Consider the following 16,353-nt stretch of genomic DNA (forward strand, 5'->3'; position numbering starts at 1 on the left):
CAATCTTGAAGGATGGGGATTGCGAGGCACCATGATCGATATCGCCAATCTGATGGCCGTTTCTATTCCGCCGGTAGACCCCAAGGAATGGCTGCCCGATGCCGAGGCTGGCGTCGATTACCTCCTATCGCAGCTCCGCAATGACGAAACGATCCTCTATGCGCTCTTGCAATGCACGCTGGTGCATGGGGTCTTGGCGGATCGGGCCAAAGTCACGCCGCCCGACCATGCTGACCTGCTCCATGCGATGCTCATGCCAGACTCCACCTGGTCGATCAGCCATGTCTCGGGTGGCGGAGAGCCAGATCGCGTCTATCTGGCTCCTCCCCATGACCATACCGGCAGCGAGGCGCTTGACGGTGCCGAGAGTCTTGTCGCCCGGCGCTCCTTTACCTCGGTCGATAAAGGCAAAACCCGCACCGAAGTGAGCCAGCGGTTAGTCCACGCGCTGGACCTCTACTGGCTGGATGAGGAAAGCGCGTTCTGCCGGCTGGACGAACATGGCGATATCGAACCGGTCCTGCGCGTCATCGACCTCGAACCCTACACCGGCCAATCATCCGATATTCTCGTGACGATCAAGGCGCGTGACCTCGCACGCTACATGGTGGTGACCAACACCGTGTTGGTCCAGAAATTCGACTTTACGCGCTTCATTCCGGGGGCGTTCACGATGTGGGCGCAGCACGGCGAATGCCGTGAACGGGGCGCCGATCTGTTCTACAACACGACCTCGCAAGCCGGTGCGAGCTACGCGAACGGTATCCTTATCAGCCGCCCCGCGCTCACCTACGCGGAATTGGTGCACGAGCACCAAAGGCGATGGAATGACGACGACAAGCAATATGCCACCTTCAAGGCATATGACTGGAAGCACAAACGGACCGCAGAAATTTCCTGCGGGCCGACGGCGCTAGCCAGCTATTTTGAGCCGGAATCACCGCTGCCATTCCAGATCACGCCGGCATTCTTCCGGCCGGAAGTGCTCCAGCGCTACAAAGCCGACCCAGAGAAATATACGCTTGAACATCGGTCGGTTCGTTCCCGTGCCGGCTGGTCCCTCAAAACCTACGACATCAACGAAGTCGGCCAAGTTCACACTTACCTGCACTATCTGGGCGATTTGCCCTATCAGGAGCAGCTTTATTGGCAGGCGTTCAACGAGTGGCCCAAAGCCTCGATATCGAAGCGCGCTTACCAGACCGATATTCAGGGGCAATGGACAGACATTCCAGACCCGCTGGTCGAGCTGGTGGCCGAGGTACGCAAACTGGATGAGACGAAGCCGGATTGGTGGCAGCCCCGCGGCGAAGACCTGAGGGCAACAGCGCACTATCCAATCACGACCTCGCCAGACGAATGGGGCAATTCCATCCTGATTCTCGATCAGATGCTGGTTGAGGGCTTCGCATCCAAAGGCATCCGCGCACGGCTGGATAACCTGTCGCATCTCTATGAGAAGGAATGGGGATCGCTGAAGCTCATTCAGGAACTGATGATCGCCCAAGGTTTCGCGGCATCGGACGCTACCGATGCGATGGAGCCGCTTCGCCAGCTCCATTTTCTACGCTCAAAGGTGAAGGGGCACGCGGCCGAGGCTCAGCGGCAACAGCTAATTAAGGAAGCGCGCACCAAAAACGGGAGTCTAAAAGAGCATTTCAAGCAGCTCGCGTTTGATTGCCAAGAAGCGTTTGAAAAGGCGTGCTCCAGTCTATCGCGGGCATGATCGGAGCCCGATGCCGCGGCAACGAGAACTAAAGACCGTTCAAGCAAGGTGCGAGACTGGAAGCCGACAGTCGGCTAACGGCCCATTTGCAGCCATGAAGAATCAGGTGAAGAGGAAGGCAGCCCATTCGTTCATCAGCACACGGCGCCGATCGAAGAAATCGGTGCGGCGGTAAGCGGCCTCGACCGCATTTGCGACGCGGTGCGCCAAGGCCTTGTCTGCAACTTCCTTCGGCACGTTGGTGCATTCGGCTACCCAGTCGGTGAAGGTGCTGCGGAAGCCGTGCACCGTAGCTTCGCCGACCTTCATATCGCGCAGCACCTTGAGCATGGTCATGTCGCTGATCGGCTTGTCCTTGGCGAAGCTGAACAACAGGCTCTCCGGCCGAACCGCGCCGTGGAGTGCACGGTGACGCTCTCGAATGCCCCTCAGCAGCTTCACAGCAGCGGGCGATAATGGAACCACGTGCGCTTCCTTCATCTTCATGCGCGATGCGGGGATCGACCAAGTTGCCTTGTCGAGGTCGAACTCTCCCCACGTCGCGAAGCGCGTCTCGTTGGATCGCACGGCGGTCAGGACCGTCAGTTGCAGCGCGTCCCGGCCCAGCGTCGAGGGAAGCGCCGCCAGCGCCCTCATAAAGGCAGGTGCGTCCTCATGCGGCATGGCTGCGCGGTGCGTCACCTGACGCGTCTGGCGCGGCAGGCCTCGCGTTACCGATCGCAGCGACACTTCTTCTGGCACGAGGCCCTTAATGTGCGCGAAGTCCAGCACGGTGCCGATCCGCTGCAACACGCGCTTTGCAGTGTCCGGAATCGTGAGCCAGATCGGTTCCAGCACCGACAGGACGGCAGCACTGTCCACGGCAGTCACCGCCTTGGCTCCGATGTGCGGAAACACATGGCGCTCGAAGCTCGAGATCCACGACACGTGCCGCTGATCCTTCCATCCGCCCTTCATCGCATTGTAGCAATCGCGGGTGACCTTTTCGAAGCTAGGCACAGCCTTCCGGCCCCCACCCTTCTTCTGGGCCGGGTCGAGACCTGCGCGAACAGCCTTGCGAATATCCGCAGCCCGGATACGGGCGTCTGCCAGAGATATGTCGTGTACGGGTCCCAATCCGAAATCCCGGCGCTGACCGGCGTGCTGCATCCGCAGCACCCAAGACCGTGTTCCGCTATCCCGGACCAGCAGATACAGACCATGTGCGTCGGCATGCCTGCCTGGACCAGCATGCTTGACCTTGAGAGTGGTGAGCGGCATCGGACCCTCGTTCTGTCCCACATCACGTCCCACGTTTTGATCCGGATTTAACGAGAAACTGTGGGACGAGCTCGTCCACAAGCTTCCGCTCTTTTCGTTACAGATCAATAGGTTGAGACGTTCTGGATGTTACTGGTACTCCAGAGCGGTATCCGTAGGGGTCACCATCTCTTCAAGCACTTAGCTTGAGAAATTGGCGCAGGCTGGAACATCCACAATATGCCACTACCGCTTTTCGCGAACTTTTGCGCGTGATCTTGCACGACCGTAGAGCGCAAAAAGCCGACACCCGGACTCCGAGGTTCGGCGCCCAGTTCGCGAAGCGCAGATGCCTCGCTGTATTCCGGTGACGCGCCTTAGATGATCCCTGCCCGACCCTGATCGCCTGCCGCCTCGGGGCAAATGGCGTCCGCGCCAAGCACGATCTGGATTCGCCGCACGCTGCGCAGGATCGCGCTCATCTCGGCGACCCGCCCGAACTCCGGAATCGCAGGGAATATAACAACCAATTTATTTTCTTTATTGCCAGAATAAAACCAGCATGGCACCTTCATATAACCAAGTCCGGGAAGACTAATCGGGAGCGGAAACCGGCCAAGAGCCGAACGCATCTCCTATGGGAGCGCGCCCCCGACGAACCAAATCCCGGGATGGATGGTCAACGATTGGGGGATCAATTGATGATGTTGAAGGGCATTTGGGCTACGAGTTGCTGCGTGGCCGCATTGGCGGCCGTCCCGGCCGCCGCACAGACCAACGATAACCGAGAGGCGCAGCCGGTATCGATCGGCGATCCTGTCGCCTCCGCCAAGCTGGCGGAGGAATCGACGCAGGACAGCGCAGATGGCAACCTCGTCGTAACGGGCACGCGCATCGTGCGCCCGAACAACCGTTCGGCTGCACCGATCGTCACCACCACCGCGGCGGAAATCGCCGCGCAGGGTGCCACGACGATCGAGGAGGTGGTCAACCGCCTGCCCCAGGTGCAGGTCAATTCAGAGCAGAATTTCAGCGACTCCGAAGGCCGCCAGCGGATCAAGCTGCGCAGCCTGGGCTATGAGCGTACGCTGATGCTCATCGACGGGCTGCGTATCGGCCTGCCCAACACTGTCGATGTCGGCATCATCCCGAACGCCCTAGTCGAGCGGATCGACGTGCTGACCGGCGGCGCTTCCTCGGTCTATGGTTCGGACGCAGTCGCCGGCGTCGTCAATTTCATCCTGAAGAAGAACTTCAGCGGCATCCGCGTCGACGGCAATTACAGCTTCTTCAACCACAACAACCGCTCCAGTGCGGTGACCGATGCCGCGAAGCGGGCCGGATTCGATTCGGCCAGCGGCATGTCCAACGATGGTGGCCGTGCGGATATCAGCCTGGCCGCAGGTACCAACCTGTTCAATGATCGCGTCAACATCTCGGGGTTCGTCGACTACCGCCAGTCGAGCCTGGTCCGCCTGCGCGACCGCGCGAACGCGGTCTGCGAAGTGGTGACGACCAGCAACACCTCGCCGCTTTCCTGCTCGCGCGCGAGCTACACCCCGGCCGGCACGATCATCCCGCTCTCCGGCGCCAGCTCCGGGACGGTGCTCGTCAACAACCCGAACGGCAATGGCACCTTCATTCCGATCAACAGCGGACCGTCGGGCGCCTCGGCCAATCCCTATGACGACTGGGCGTTCCAGCGGCCGTTCAACCGCGTCAACGCGGGCGGCTTCCTGACCGCGCAGATCGACGACCATATCGAGCTGTACAGCAATGTGCTGTGGTATCGGGACAAGTCGTACAACACGCAGCTGAACCGCACCTATTCGTACAGCGTCTATGGCAGCACTCCCTACCAGGTGAACTGCGACAACCCGTTCCTCTCGGCGTCGCAGGCGCAGACCCTGTGCGGCGCGAATGCCGGCGTGGCGGGGCAATACGCACCGCTCGACGTGCGCTATCGCTTCGATTCGATGCCGCTGGTCCGCCAGGAGTTCGTCAACACGGGCTACCGCGTCGTCGCGGGCCTGCGTGGCCGGGTGCTGGACGATGTCTGGTCCTATGACGTGGCGGGCATGCTCTCGCGCGCGCAGCTCGACACCATCGACGTGCCGTTCGCGAAGTTCGACAACGTCAACCGCTCGCTCGACGTGGTGAACGTCAACGGCCGCCCGACCTGCCGCTCGGTGGTCAACGGCACCGACCCGAACTGCGTGCCGTTCAACGCCTTCTCGCCGTTCAACAAGGATCCGGCGCTCAACAACTATCTCTACGGCGGCGCCACCGGCGGCATCAGCACGCGCATTCCGCGACTGCTGCAGTTCGTCGGCACCGTCAGCGGTGATCTCGGCAAGTACGGCATCCGCTCGCCCCTCGCCGAGCAGGGCATCGCGATCGCGCTGGGCGGCGAATATCGCGAGGAGATGGAACGCACCATCGTCAACGAGATCTACCAGGAGAACAACGGGGGCACGAACCAGCGCGTTACCCAGAGCATCCTGGAGGCCAATGCCGAAATCCAGGTGCCGCTGGTCGAGAACAAGTCCTGGACCAAGCTGCTCCAGCTGAACGGCGGCTACCGCCTGTCCAAGTACAACCGCCTGGACAACAAGTTCGGCACCTGGAAGATCGAGGGCATCTGGTCGCCGATCGAAGACGTCAGCTTCCGCGCGTCGTACAACAAGGCGCAGGCAGCCCCGGGCGTCGGCACGGCTGCCGGCGCGGCCAACATCTTCTGGAACCAGGGCTTCTACGCGGATCCCTGCGCCCCCCGGATCGACCCGGCCAACCCCGGTGGACCGCGCATCGCTCCGGCCGCAACGCAGCAGCAATGCGCCAACACCGGCCTTCCGGCGAACCTCTATGGCAGCACCACGCTGATCTGCCCGGACGATCGCTGCACGGTTCGTGAAGGCGGCTTCGAGCTCAAGCCGGAAACTGCCTACACCAAGACGTTCGGCGTGGTGTTCCGTCCGCGCTTCGTGCCGGGGCTGACCGTCTCGGTGGATCGCTGGCTGATCGACCTGGAGGACCAGCTCGACTTCCTCCAGCCGCAGAACCTGATCAACGACTGCCTCAGCACCGGCAACGACTATTTCTGCCGCGGGATCGTCCGCAATGCGAACGGCACGCTTTACAGCTCTCCGGCGACGCGTCCGGCCACGGGCTGGGTCGCGCGCGGTTCGGCGAACGGCTACCGCTCGCAGTCGCATGGCTGGGACTTCCAGGGCCAGTATGACGTCGGCATGGGTTCGGTCGGCCGCCTCGAGATGAGCTTCAACGGCACGCTCATGACCCGGGTCGCGTCGCAGGCATCGCCTACCGCCACCTCGCGCGATTGCGTCGGCTATTGGGGCAATTCGTGCGGTGAGAGCATGCCCAAATGGGCGCACCAGATGCGCACCACCTGGATCCTGCCGGAGCGCATCGCCAGCGTTTCGCTGAACTGGCGCCACCGCGCGGCCATGCCGCTCGACGTCTATGCACCGGCCAGCACGGGCATCCCGACGGCGGATCCGAGCCAGCGGCGCGACCAGTTCCCGGGCATCAAGGCCTATGACTGGTTCGACCTGGCGCTCACCTTCGACATCAACAAGCAGATGACGTTCCGGCTTGCCGCGAACAACATCTTCGATCGCGACCCGCCGATCGTGCCGGACAGCCGTTCGCGCATCGGCCTGCTGCGCGGCAACACGATCATGGGCTATGATCTGCTTGGCCGGCAGATCGTCGCCGGTGTGTCGCTGCGCCTGTAAGAGCATGATATCCCCGGAGACCTGGGTCTCCGGGGATATTTTCATTGGGGCGCATGACATCCGAAGCGGCGGAATGAGCAGCCAGCTTTGGTCGAGATCGGCATTCGGCCCCTCATCCGGCGATCTGACTGATTATCGTTCATAGCCGTTCGCGGAGGTTTCCCGGGCGCTCTTTCACGGCTGAAACATGGGTTCGATACCCATGAAATTGACAATCAACGAGATAGCGATGGAGACGGCCGCGATCCCCGCAATGACGCGGGTCACGCGCAGGATGGGTTGCGATACGTCGCGACTGCCAGATCGACCCAGCGTAATGCCCCTGATGAAGCTGTCGGGCTTGATCGCAACGAGCGCCATGATCAAAAAGGCGATGAAGAAGAAGACATTGTCTGTCACGCTTCCATAATTGTGGGACATGGTCTTTCCTTAGCAGCCCTTTGTGGCGACTGTCGTGGTTGTGATTTTCGAGGTGGAGGCGCCGAACGTAAGGCCTGCGCCGGGCGGTGAGGCGCTTATTTGATAGATGCCTCCGCCGACCGACAATGAGATGGTTCCCTGGAACGGGCCAAAGCCGACATTGAGCGAATAGGTGTCGAACGGGCCGCTCAATTGATTTGCCGATTGTGCGTTCGTGATGAACACGGAGACGCCCGCCCCTCCGGAGGCGCCCACCACTACGGGTCGCGAACCAGCGACCGCCGAAACCGAGTTCGAACCGGCGTAAGCAGCAGCGCCGCCGCTGGCGAATCCGCCCACCGAAGCGCCCGCCTTGTCGCTATAGAATGCTCCGACTCCGGCCGAGGCGTTCACCGCGGCGCCCGCGACACCCGAGAGCCCTGCATCGGCAGAGCCGCCCACCGACAGACCTCCACCATGCGGTACCAGGCTTGTAGGACCGCACGGACCGTTCTGAGGGAGCGGAGGGAGCGAGGGAAGGCCAGGAAGAGAGCCACCGCCCGGCGTCGACTCGATCAAGCCGCCGACGGGTCCCCAGGTGGCCAGGTCCCAGGTTTCCCAAGTCGCCCGTTGTTTTGGGGCGTTGACGGTGATGTTGCAGTCCGCGTTCGAATTCCCGTTCTCATCGACCTCGCACTCGAGACCCGTGGGGTCGATGTGGTTTATCGGGTCGCCTCCGACATAATCATACCAGTTCAGTCCGTCGCCATATCCGATCGGATCGGTCTGCAGGAACCTGCCCAAGGTCGGGGAGTAGATCCGCGCCTTGTCGTAATACATGCCCAGATCCGGTAGCCATGCCTGGCCGGTATATTGGAGCCGTCCAAGGTTGCCGGATGCCGGGATGCCATATTCGTCATAGCTGTTGACGCCGAGGGTGCCTCCCGAGGCGTCGGTCACAGCGACGACCGAGCCGCGCTCGTCGGTGTGGAGCCAGCGCTTGTCGCTGGTGCCGGCGCCTTCGTACCACATGAGCGCTTCGTCGCCGTCCGGGCCATAGACGTAGCGCCGCAGCACATTGCCGCCGGGGTTGTCGACTTCCGCCGCCACGTTGCCTCCATCATAGACGAAGCGGGTGGAGGTTGCGGTGTCGTACTCGTGCAGCCGGCCAAGTCCGTCATAATATAGCGTGACGCCCGGCCCTGATTTGAGCAGGTTCTCGGCGCTATAGGCATAGCTATTGGTGCCCGAACTCGTCAGGTTGCCGCGAGCGTCATAGCCGAAAGCGGTTCCGCCCGCCGTGGCATATTGGTTGAGATTGTTCGGCGCATAGCCACGATCGACATCGATGGCGCCGGTCCAGGCATAGCTGTCATTCGACCGCGTGGTGGATGCGACTTGCGACGCGGCATTGTAGCCAAAGCCCAGGCTCTGATCGCTTGCCGTGCCGGCGAGATCGATGCTGAGGGCAGTCATTCGCGATACCGCGTCATACCCGTAGCTGGTGCTCGTGCCGTTACCGCGGCTCAGCGAAGTCCGACGCCCCAGATCGTCATAGCCATAGCTTGCCAACGTCGCGGTGCCGTTCTCCTTGATCGCTGTCACCCGGCCGGTCATGTCGTAATCGTAGGTGACGAAGAAGCCGTCCCACCAAGTCACCCGGATCCGGTTGCCTGCAGTATCATATTGATAGCCGAGCGTGCCGAACGGCTGACCCTCGCTGGTCAGGTGCGACAAGGCGTCATAGCTCCGGGTGATCGTCGATCCGGTCTTCGCGATCGTCGTCGGGCGGCCCAACAGATCATAGCCGTAGCTCACAGCCGGTTCGCCGCCGGGCAGTGTCTTGGTGACCATCCGGTTCAGGCCGTCATAGGCATAGCCGATGCTGGTTCCGTCGCGCAGGCGGCGGCTCGTCACATTGCCGTCTGAATCATAGCCCAATTGCTCATAGCTGCCGTCCGCATAGGTCGTGGTCGACAGTCGATCGAAGGCGTCATAGCCGTAATTGGTGACATTGCCGTTCGCGTCCGTCAGCGACGCGGTCCTGCCATTGTCGGTATAGACGTTGGTGACATCATCGGCCGCGTCTGCCGTCCCATAGGCGGTGGTGACCTTGGTCGGCCGATTGGCATTGTCATAGGCGTATCGGGTAATCCGATCGGGACCGTCGCCGCCGGCCGCTTGCGCGGTGCACGCCGATGCCGGCAACGAACCCCAGGCGCCGCTGTTCATCCGGACCGCCATGCAGTCCAGCCGTCCGACGCTGTCATAGCTATATTGCGTTACACCGTAGACCGACCCACCCGCGCTCGACGTGTCCTGTACCTTCCGGTCCGCTGCGTCGAGTGTCGAAGCGATCTGCTGCAGTGGCGCGAAACCCGTCCAATCGGCGTCGCTGGTGCCATTGACCGTGCCGGCCTCGACCAGGGTGGCTATGCCCCTGGCGTTATAGGTCGTCCGGGTCGCCTGGCGCTTCCGGACACCTGCGCCGTCGGGATCGGGGGTAATCACGCCGACGAGCTCACGATCGGCATCGTAGCGATAGGTGGTGGTATCATCCGAACCGGCCAGCGCTCCGTCCGCGCTGATCCGGTTGCCCACATCGTCATAGGCGAGCGTCACGGTTCCGCTGAGAGCTCCGTCCCCCGACGCCCTGGTTATGGTCGTCGGCAACAGATTGCCGTTATAGGCGATCGTCTGCTTGCTTTCGTCACTGGTGCCCGCGCAACTGGCGGTGGTCTGGCAGGTCGAGATACCCGTCAGCATCTGCACGCCGTTGGTGGTTGCGTAGCTGTACGTGGTCTTGGGGCGCGTTCCGCCGGACGTGGCGGCTGGCGCGGTGACGGTCAGTACGCTGCCCGTTGCAGTATCGTAGGTATAGTCGGTCTGGTTGAGATTGGCGTCCTTCGTCCAATTGGGGCTGTTGCACTTGGCCGCGCTGCTGCAGACCGTGTCATAACCCGCCGTCGTGACTATGTCGCCGGCCCCCGGACCGGTCTTGGCCACCCTTCGTGTTTCGGTGACGTTGCCGCGCGCGTCGTAGGTGTACTGGATGTAATTGCCTTCGGGCATCGTGACCCGGGTGACGCGCCCGCTCGTATCATAGGCCCATTGGGTCATCTTGCTGATCGGCGCCGGCGTCGTCATAGACTTCATGCGCTGGAGCGCGATGTCGAAGGTATAGACGGTCGCATGCCCGGCCGGGTCGGTCACCGTGGTCGTCCGGACGCCGCTGGCGTCTGCATAGGCGTACGTGGTCGTCCCCACCGGTGTCGTCACGTTCGCGACCCGGCCCGAGCCATCATAGACCACGGTCAGATCTTCGGCGGTCTTGCCCGGCCTGGTGACACCAAATCCCGATGTGGCGAAACGGTACACCGTCGCGCGTGACATCGGATCGGTGATGGTCAGGTACCGGGTGCTGCCGCTCCAGCTGTTGGAGAAGCTCTGCGTGCGTGCGCTCGACCCGGCGATGACGGTATTGGTCATCGTCGCGCTCACCGCCGAGCTCCATGTGTTGAAGTCGGGGAAATCGCCATCGGCTTCCGACCAGGAGCCTATCGCGTTGTAATTGAGCTTGAGCTTGTACCCGCCCTTGCTGAGGACCGAACCCGGCCGATAGGCATAGGCATGCTGAAGGCAGGTATAGCGGTTCGACAGCTGCTTGTAGCTGACGCAATAGTAGAGACTGTCATAGCTGTAGGTAAGAACCGCGCCTGACGGCATCGTCACATCGGTCGCCAGGCCGATCACGGACTGATCCGGGTAGGCACCCTGCTTCGTCTTGTCGAGGTGGATGAGCGTCCCGTCGCTCCCCGTATAGGTGTAGATCGTGCCGCTCAGGCTGAGCGTGGCGCCATTCCCTTCGGTCGAGACATAGGTCGATCCCGAAAGCGTGAAGGCATCGGATCGACCGTTGTAATAGACGGTGGTGGTAGCCCCCGTCACGTAGAGCGACGCCCAGACGCTATCGCCGCCGGCGCCGCCGCGATAGACCTGCCGATAGCTCAGCCCCGTCTGGTTATCCTGGCCTGCGCTGAGCTCTGGCCCGTCATAGTTGACCTTGCCGAGGAACAGGTCGACGCCGTTGCCGTCGATGGATTCGCGCACCGGCGCGGGGCCACTCGTCTGCGCGGATGCCGGAATGGCCAGCAGCCCCGAACAGAGGATCGTCGTCAGGCATAGTGCAACACGGCGCGAACGCAGAGACGCGCGCTCGACATGCTTCGAGTACGTCATGATAACCCCGATCATGATAGCTGGGTTGTAAGGAAGATTCCCTGAGCGCCGCTCCGGGAGCCGGGCGTCCGTCAGGGCGCCCCGGTGACCTTCACGTTGATGCGATTACCGGCTTTGTCGTGCGTATATTCGGTCTTGACGCCGTTGTTCACCGAGCCGGAATGCTCGACCTTCACCAGCCGGCCTTTTGCATCATATGTGTAGGTGATGGTTTCGGATGCGATGCCGAGCGAAGGCGTTCCGACCAGCAGTGCCATCGCAAACAATATTTTCCGGGCCACGCTACACCCCCTCGCGAAAAATCGGCAACTAGCGGACCCATGCCCGCCCGACGCTGCCGGTTACGCTCGCAAGGCACAGCCAACTCCAATCGGCGGAGCCAACTCAAATGAAAAGTTGGTAATGTTGGCGACGCGACCGGCTCCGGAACCTGTTTCAAGTGACGCACAGGGCGAATGGCGATCGCCGGAGACTTGGTCGGTTTCGGTTGTTTCCGCCGCGGCTATGCGCGGTCAGTGGCATTTGCAGCGAATCAAATGGTCATACTCTCGCAGGCTGGTAGCTCGGATCCAGGACATGACGAGGCCATCTTATTGCGGCAGTGTCTTTCGATGCACTACGTAACGGTCTTTGACGCCTCCCTTCATCCGTATCGGAATCTCACGCTCGTCCTCCCCGGCGTCGCGCTGGCGTCGATCGGTGCGGTGATGGCTTTTCGACCGCGGTGGCTGGAAGCGGTGTTCCGCCAGCCCCTGGCGCACCGATATATATTCCGATGGTCCTTTTTCCTTCTATCGACATTCTATGTGCTGGCAGCGACCGCTGCGCTGTGGCGCGATGCGCGGGACACGCAGCTCGCGGCGCAGCAAGGGAATTGCCAGCTTCTGGAAGGGCGGGTTGAGAACTTCCATCCCATGCCGGCCGAAGGCCATGATCTGGAGCATTTCGAGGTGCGGGGGGTCGAGTTCAGTTACTCGGATTTCGTTGTGACGGCTGGCTTCAACAACACTGCGTCCCATGGCGGTCCCATCCGCGAAGGCCTGCCGGTCCGCATCTGCCACCGCGACGGCGAAATCCTGCGTCTCGAGATAGCCCGGTAAGGACGCACATAGGGGCTTGGATGCTGGCCCCTCCCCCGGTCACGCGGCAACGGCGTTCCGGGCGGCCATGAGCGCGCCTTCCGTACCTTCAGAGAAGGGCGAAGCCCTGGTTCTCCAGAACCGCTTTCAGCACTTCGCGTCCGGCCATGGACTGTGGGCCTGCCGTCCTGCGGAGTGCCAGTTCCCTCCACCCAAGCTGTGGCATCCCCTCGCGCTCCTGGAAAGCCCGCAATGTCCGGTCATAGCCATGCACCGCGTCGTGCTTTGCCTCGCTCCATTCGTATCGCTCGCGATAGAGCACCATGGACTGGGGCAGCCGGGGCTTGACCGATGCCGGTCGCGCAGGGTCGGGATGTCCGACCACCAGGCCGACAAGGGGGAACACGCGCGGAGGAAGATCGAGCAGCTCGGCAACCTCTGCAGGATGATTCCGGATGCCTCCGATATAGACCGAACCGAGCCCGAGCGATTCCAGCGCAACCACGGCGTTCTGCGCGGCAAGCGCCGTATCGACGGCGCCAAGAAGGAAGCTCTCGGTGTAGTCCAGCGCATGCGGCGTCCGGTCGGCAGCTGCGCCGATCTGGGTCAGCCGGTCGAAATCGATCAGCCAGACCAGCAGCAGCGGCGCTTCGAGGATGTGCTTCTGGTTGCCGGCCAGGGCAGCGAGACCGGCCTTGCGATCCGGATCTTCGACCGCGACGACGCTCCAGACCTGAAGATTTGAAGAGGTCGGCGCGGATTGCGCAGCCGCGACCAGCGTCTCGATCGTGCCTTCGGGCAAGGGATCGGGCAGGTAGGTGCGAACCGAGCGGTGCGCGAGCAGGCCATCGATCACCGCATTGGACCGAAGCGCCTGCAGCGCCACGACGTCGCCGTAGCGATCCAAGATACTCATGCGATCGTCGCCAGTCGCGATGCCCGCAGGCCCGCGCTGCTCGACGGGCGGGCCAGGCCGAGATTCTCCCGCAGCGTCGTGCCTTCATATTCCTCGCGGAACAGGCCGCGCCGCTGCAGCACCGGCACGACCTCGTCGACGAATTCGGTAAGGCCCGTCGGCAGGATCGGCGGCATCACGTTGAAGCCGTCGGCCGCGCCCTGCTCGAACCAGGTCTGGATGAGGTCCGCGACCTGCTCGGGCGTGCCGACGGTCGTCAGGTGCCCGCGTGCAGTGGAGACCTGGCGATAAAGCTGGCGAAGGGTCGGCCGCTCGCGCTCGACCAGGTCCGAGACGAGCTTGAGCCGGCTCTTGCTGCCATTGGTGTCCTCGGGGAGCGGCGGCGCTACGTCGTCCAGCGAATAGCCGGAAAGGTCGACGCCCTGGTAGTGGCGGCGGAGGATGTTCCATGCCACCGCCGGGTGGACGAGCGACTGCAGCTCCTCATAGCGCCGTTTCGCCTCCTCCTCGGTGCCCCCGAGCACGGCGAAGATCCCGGGCATGACCAGAAGGTCCTCCTGCCGGCGGCCGAATTTCGCCAGGCGGCCCTTCACATCGGCATAGAAGTCCTGCGCATCGGCGAGGATCAGATTGGCCGTGAAGATCACTTCCGCGGTCCGTGCGGCGAGTTCACGTCCCGGCTCCGACGCGCCGGCCTGGACGATGACCGGATACCCCTGGGGCGGCCGTGCGATGTTGAGCGGCCCGCGGACCTGGAAATGCGGGCCGACATGGTTGAGGACGCGGAAGCGGTCGGTATCGAGATAGACGCCGCTGTCCCGGTCGCGGACGAAGGCATCGTCGTCATAGCTGTCCCACAGCCCCTTCACGACATCGATATATTCCTCCGCCCGTTCATAGCGGCGGGAATGCTCGAGATGCTCGTTGCGGCTGAAATTGGCGGAAACGTCGGCGCCTGTGGTGACGACGTTCCACGCCGCCCTCCCGCCGCTCACCCAATCGAGCGAGGCGAATTTTCGCGCGGTGGTATACGGGTCCTCATAGGTCGTCGTGGACGTCGCCACGAAGCCGATCCGCTCGGTCACCTGGGCGAGTGCCGCCCAGAGGGTCACCGGCTCGAAATGCGCCGCCTTGGCGTTCTGCCGGAACGTGTCGGTGTCGTTGAAATCGGCATAGCCGCCCGGGCTGTCGGCGACGAAGACGAGGTCGAACCTGCCGCGCTCGGCGGTCTGCGCCAGCGCCTTGTAGTGCTCGAGATTATGCCCGGCATCGGCCTGCGCCTCGGGGTGCAGCCAGGCGGAGACATGGTGACCGGTCGCCTGCAAGAAGGCGCCGAGACGAAGTTTCCGTTCGCTCATGCGACGTGCCTTTCCTTTGCGTGATGGGCGAGCCCGTGATCGTCATCGATCCCGAACAGCGCCAGGAGTTCGGTCTGGAGCGCCGCGAAGCGCTCGCGCCGGCGCGGCCCTTCGGCGGGAAGCGCGACGGCGATGTCGCGGACGATGCGGCCCTCCTCGAGGATGACGATGCGATCAGCGAGCTCGATCGCTTCGGCAACGTCATGGGTGACCAGCAGCACCGCGGGCCGGTGGGTTTCGGACAGGCGACGCAACAGCGCGTGCATCCGGATGCGGGTCAGCGCATCGAGTGCGCCGAACGGCTCGTCGGCGAGCAGCAGTTGCGGCGCGCGAACGAGCGACCTGGCCAGTGCCACGCGCTGCTGCTCCCCGCCCGAGAGTTCGTGGGGCCAGGAGCGCTCGCGGCCGGCGAGCTCAACTTCGGCAAGGGCCTGACGCCCGCGTGCGCGCGCATCGTCGCCGCCAAGCCCCAGCGCGACATTGTCGAGCACGCACTTCCATGGCAGCAGCCGGGCGTCCTGGAATACGACCGAGATGCGCTCGGGCACGTGGATTTCGCCACTGCCTTCAGCCTCATGGTCCAGATTGGCCAGCGCGCGCAGCAGCGTGCTCTTCCCCGAGCCGCTGCGCCCGAGCAGCGCAACGAACTCTCCCGGGGCGATGTCGAGGTCGATGCCGTCGAGCACGCCCTTGGCGGTGAAGTGGCGCGCCAGGCCGCGAATGCGCACCGCCGCGCTCACCCTGCCAGGGTCCTGCGCCAGCGCAGCGCCCTGGCCTGGACCAATCGGACGACAGCGTCCGAGGCGAGACCGAGCAACGCATAGATGACCAGGCCGACCAGCATCACGTCGGTCTGCGCATAATTGCGGGCCAGGGTGACCATGTAGCCGATGCCGCTGGTCGCGTTCAGCTGCTCGACGACGACCAGCGCCAGCCAGGACGCGGTCACGCCGAAGCGAAGGCCCAGGAGCAGGCCCGGCAAGGCGCCCGGCAGGACGACATGACGGATGAACTGGCTTCGCGTCAGCCCGAGCGTCTCGGCCAGCTCGACATGCCGGATGTCGATCGCCCGAAGGGCGTTATGGGTATGGAGATAGATCGGCACGAAGACGGTGATCGCGATCACGCTGATCTTCATCGCCTCGCCGACGCCGAACCACAGCACCATGAACGGAATGAGGGCAAGGACGGGCACGCCCCGCTTCAACTGGACGAGGCCATCGATGACATAGCCGCCGAGCAGGCTCAGGCCGGATACCAGCGCGAGGGCGATACCCGTGACGGTGCCGAACGCCAGCCCCTGTGCGGCGCGCCACGCCGAAATGGCGAAATGCTCCTGCAGCCGGCCGGTGCGGACCAGATCGACCGCCGTTTCCACCGCGACCCAGGGCGCAGGGAGCGTGCGGCTGTCGAGAAATCCCGTTTCGGACAGCACCGCCCAATAGACCAGCAGCAGCAAGGGGCCGAGCGTCCAGCCCCAGCGCGCCGGCTTGTCGAGGCCGAGCCGGATACGGGCGCGCGGTGCCAACGGCCCCGGAGCGGGACGATGCGGCACAATCCCGGCGATCGGCGCGCGCGCGATAGCGCCCTCGCCGCTCGGCGTGTCGATAAAGGCATGGGCGTTCATGATGGCGCCTCC

Annotated in this window: 12 protein-coding genes; 3 read left to right on the forward strand and 9 right to left on the reverse strand. The window is 63.2% G+C overall.

The genetic code is table 11. From position 1 onward, the window contains the following. The first annotated feature begins 31 nt into the window (after nucleotides 1-31). Entirely contained in the window at nucleotides 32-1,726 is a 1,695-nt protein-coding gene (locus ACEN8G_RS10525) for a hypothetical protein (protein ID WP_413415562.1), read from the forward strand. Between the two features lie 102 nt (nucleotides 1,727-1,828). Here the strand turns inward: ACEN8G_RS10525 and ACEN8G_RS10530 are convergent, their stop codons facing one another. Together ACEN8G_RS10530 and ACEN8G_RS10535 are read right to left on the reverse strand one after the other, a co-directional pair. Then, nucleotides 1,829-2,986: a tyrosine-type recombinase/integrase gene (locus ACEN8G_RS10530; RefSeq protein ID WP_413415561.1), complete on the reverse strand. Its 1,158-nt coding sequence runs from the start codon at nucleotides 2,984-2,986 to the stop codon at nucleotides 1,829-1,831. Between the two features lie 356 nt (nucleotides 2,987-3,342). Further along, nucleotides 3,343-3,540: a hypothetical protein gene (locus ACEN8G_RS10535; RefSeq protein ID WP_413415560.1), complete on the reverse strand. Its 198-nt coding sequence runs from the start codon at nucleotides 3,538-3,540 to the stop codon at nucleotides 3,343-3,345. A 162-nt stretch (nucleotides 3,541-3,702) separates the two neighbouring features. Between ACEN8G_RS10535 and ACEN8G_RS10540 the strand changes: the two genes are divergently transcribed. Next, nucleotides 3,703-6,723, forward strand: coding sequence for a TonB-dependent receptor domain-containing protein (locus ACEN8G_RS10540; protein WP_413415559.1), 3,021 nt, complete (start codon nucleotides 3,703-3,705; stop codon nucleotides 6,721-6,723). A gap of 174 nt (nucleotides 6,724-6,897) precedes the next feature. Here ACEN8G_RS10540 and ACEN8G_RS10545 read toward each other — a convergent pair whose 3' ends face one another. The 3 genes from ACEN8G_RS10545 to ACEN8G_RS10555 all read right to left on the reverse strand — a co-directional run bounded on the left by ACEN8G_RS10545 (nucleotide 6,898) and on the right by ACEN8G_RS10555 (nucleotide 11,618). Next, on the reverse strand, nucleotides 6,898-7,143 hold the full coding sequence (locus tag ACEN8G_RS10545) for a hypothetical protein (RefSeq protein ID WP_413415558.1): 246 nt from the start codon (nucleotides 7,141-7,143) through the stop codon (nucleotides 6,898-6,900). Nucleotides 7,144-7,152: 9 nt separating this feature from the next. Continuing rightward, entirely contained in the window at nucleotides 7,153-11,232 is a 4,080-nt protein-coding gene (locus tag ACEN8G_RS10550) for an RHS repeat domain-containing protein (RefSeq protein WP_413740779.1), read from the reverse strand. A gap of 200 nt (nucleotides 11,233-11,432) precedes the next feature. After that, entirely contained in the window at nucleotides 11,433-11,618 is a 186-nt protein-coding gene (locus tag ACEN8G_RS10555; protein WP_413415556.1) for a hypothetical protein, read from the reverse strand. Nucleotides 11,619-11,816: 198 nt separating this feature from the next. Between ACEN8G_RS10555 and ACEN8G_RS10560 the strand changes: the two genes are divergently transcribed. After that, nucleotides 11,817-12,461 (forward strand): hypothetical protein, encoded by a 645-nt coding sequence (locus tag ACEN8G_RS10560; RefSeq protein WP_413415555.1) that lies wholly within the window; start codon nucleotides 11,817-11,819, stop codon nucleotides 12,459-12,461. Nucleotides 12,462-12,549: 88 nt separating this feature from the next. Here ACEN8G_RS10560 and ACEN8G_RS10565 read toward each other — a convergent pair whose 3' ends face one another. From ACEN8G_RS10565 to ACEN8G_RS10580, 4 genes are read right to left on the reverse strand one after another with little or no spacing between them, the layout of a single operon-like run. Beyond that, nucleotides 12,550-13,356, reverse strand: coding sequence for an NADPH-dependent oxidoreductase (locus tag ACEN8G_RS10565; RefSeq protein ID WP_413415553.1), 807 nt, complete (start codon nucleotides 13,354-13,356; stop codon nucleotides 12,550-12,552). Further along, nucleotides 13,353-14,714, reverse strand: coding sequence for an LLM class flavin-dependent oxidoreductase (locus ACEN8G_RS10570; RefSeq protein WP_413415552.1), 1,362 nt, complete (start codon nucleotides 14,712-14,714; stop codon nucleotides 13,353-13,355). The genes ACEN8G_RS10565 and ACEN8G_RS10570 overlap by 4 nt, the downstream gene beginning before the upstream one ends. Next, nucleotides 14,711-15,454, reverse strand: a complete 744-nt coding sequence (locus ACEN8G_RS10575; protein ID WP_413415551.1) for an ABC transporter ATP-binding protein — start codon at nucleotides 15,452-15,454, stop codon at nucleotides 14,711-14,713. Before ACEN8G_RS10575 ends, ACEN8G_RS10570 begins: the two co-directional genes overlap by 4 nt. After that, nucleotides 15,451-16,341 (reverse strand): ABC transporter permease, encoded by an 891-nt coding sequence (locus ACEN8G_RS10580; RefSeq protein WP_413415550.1) that lies wholly within the window; start codon nucleotides 16,339-16,341, stop codon nucleotides 15,451-15,453. Before ACEN8G_RS10580 ends, ACEN8G_RS10575 begins: the two co-directional genes overlap by 4 nt. Between the last annotated feature and the right edge of the window lie 12 nt (nucleotides 16,342-16,353).

The organism is Sphingomonas sp. Sphisp66 (genome assembly GCF_047324325.1).
In the GTDB taxonomy this organism is placed as follows: Bacteria; Pseudomonadota; Alphaproteobacteria; order Sphingomonadales; family Sphingomonadaceae; genus Sphingomonas.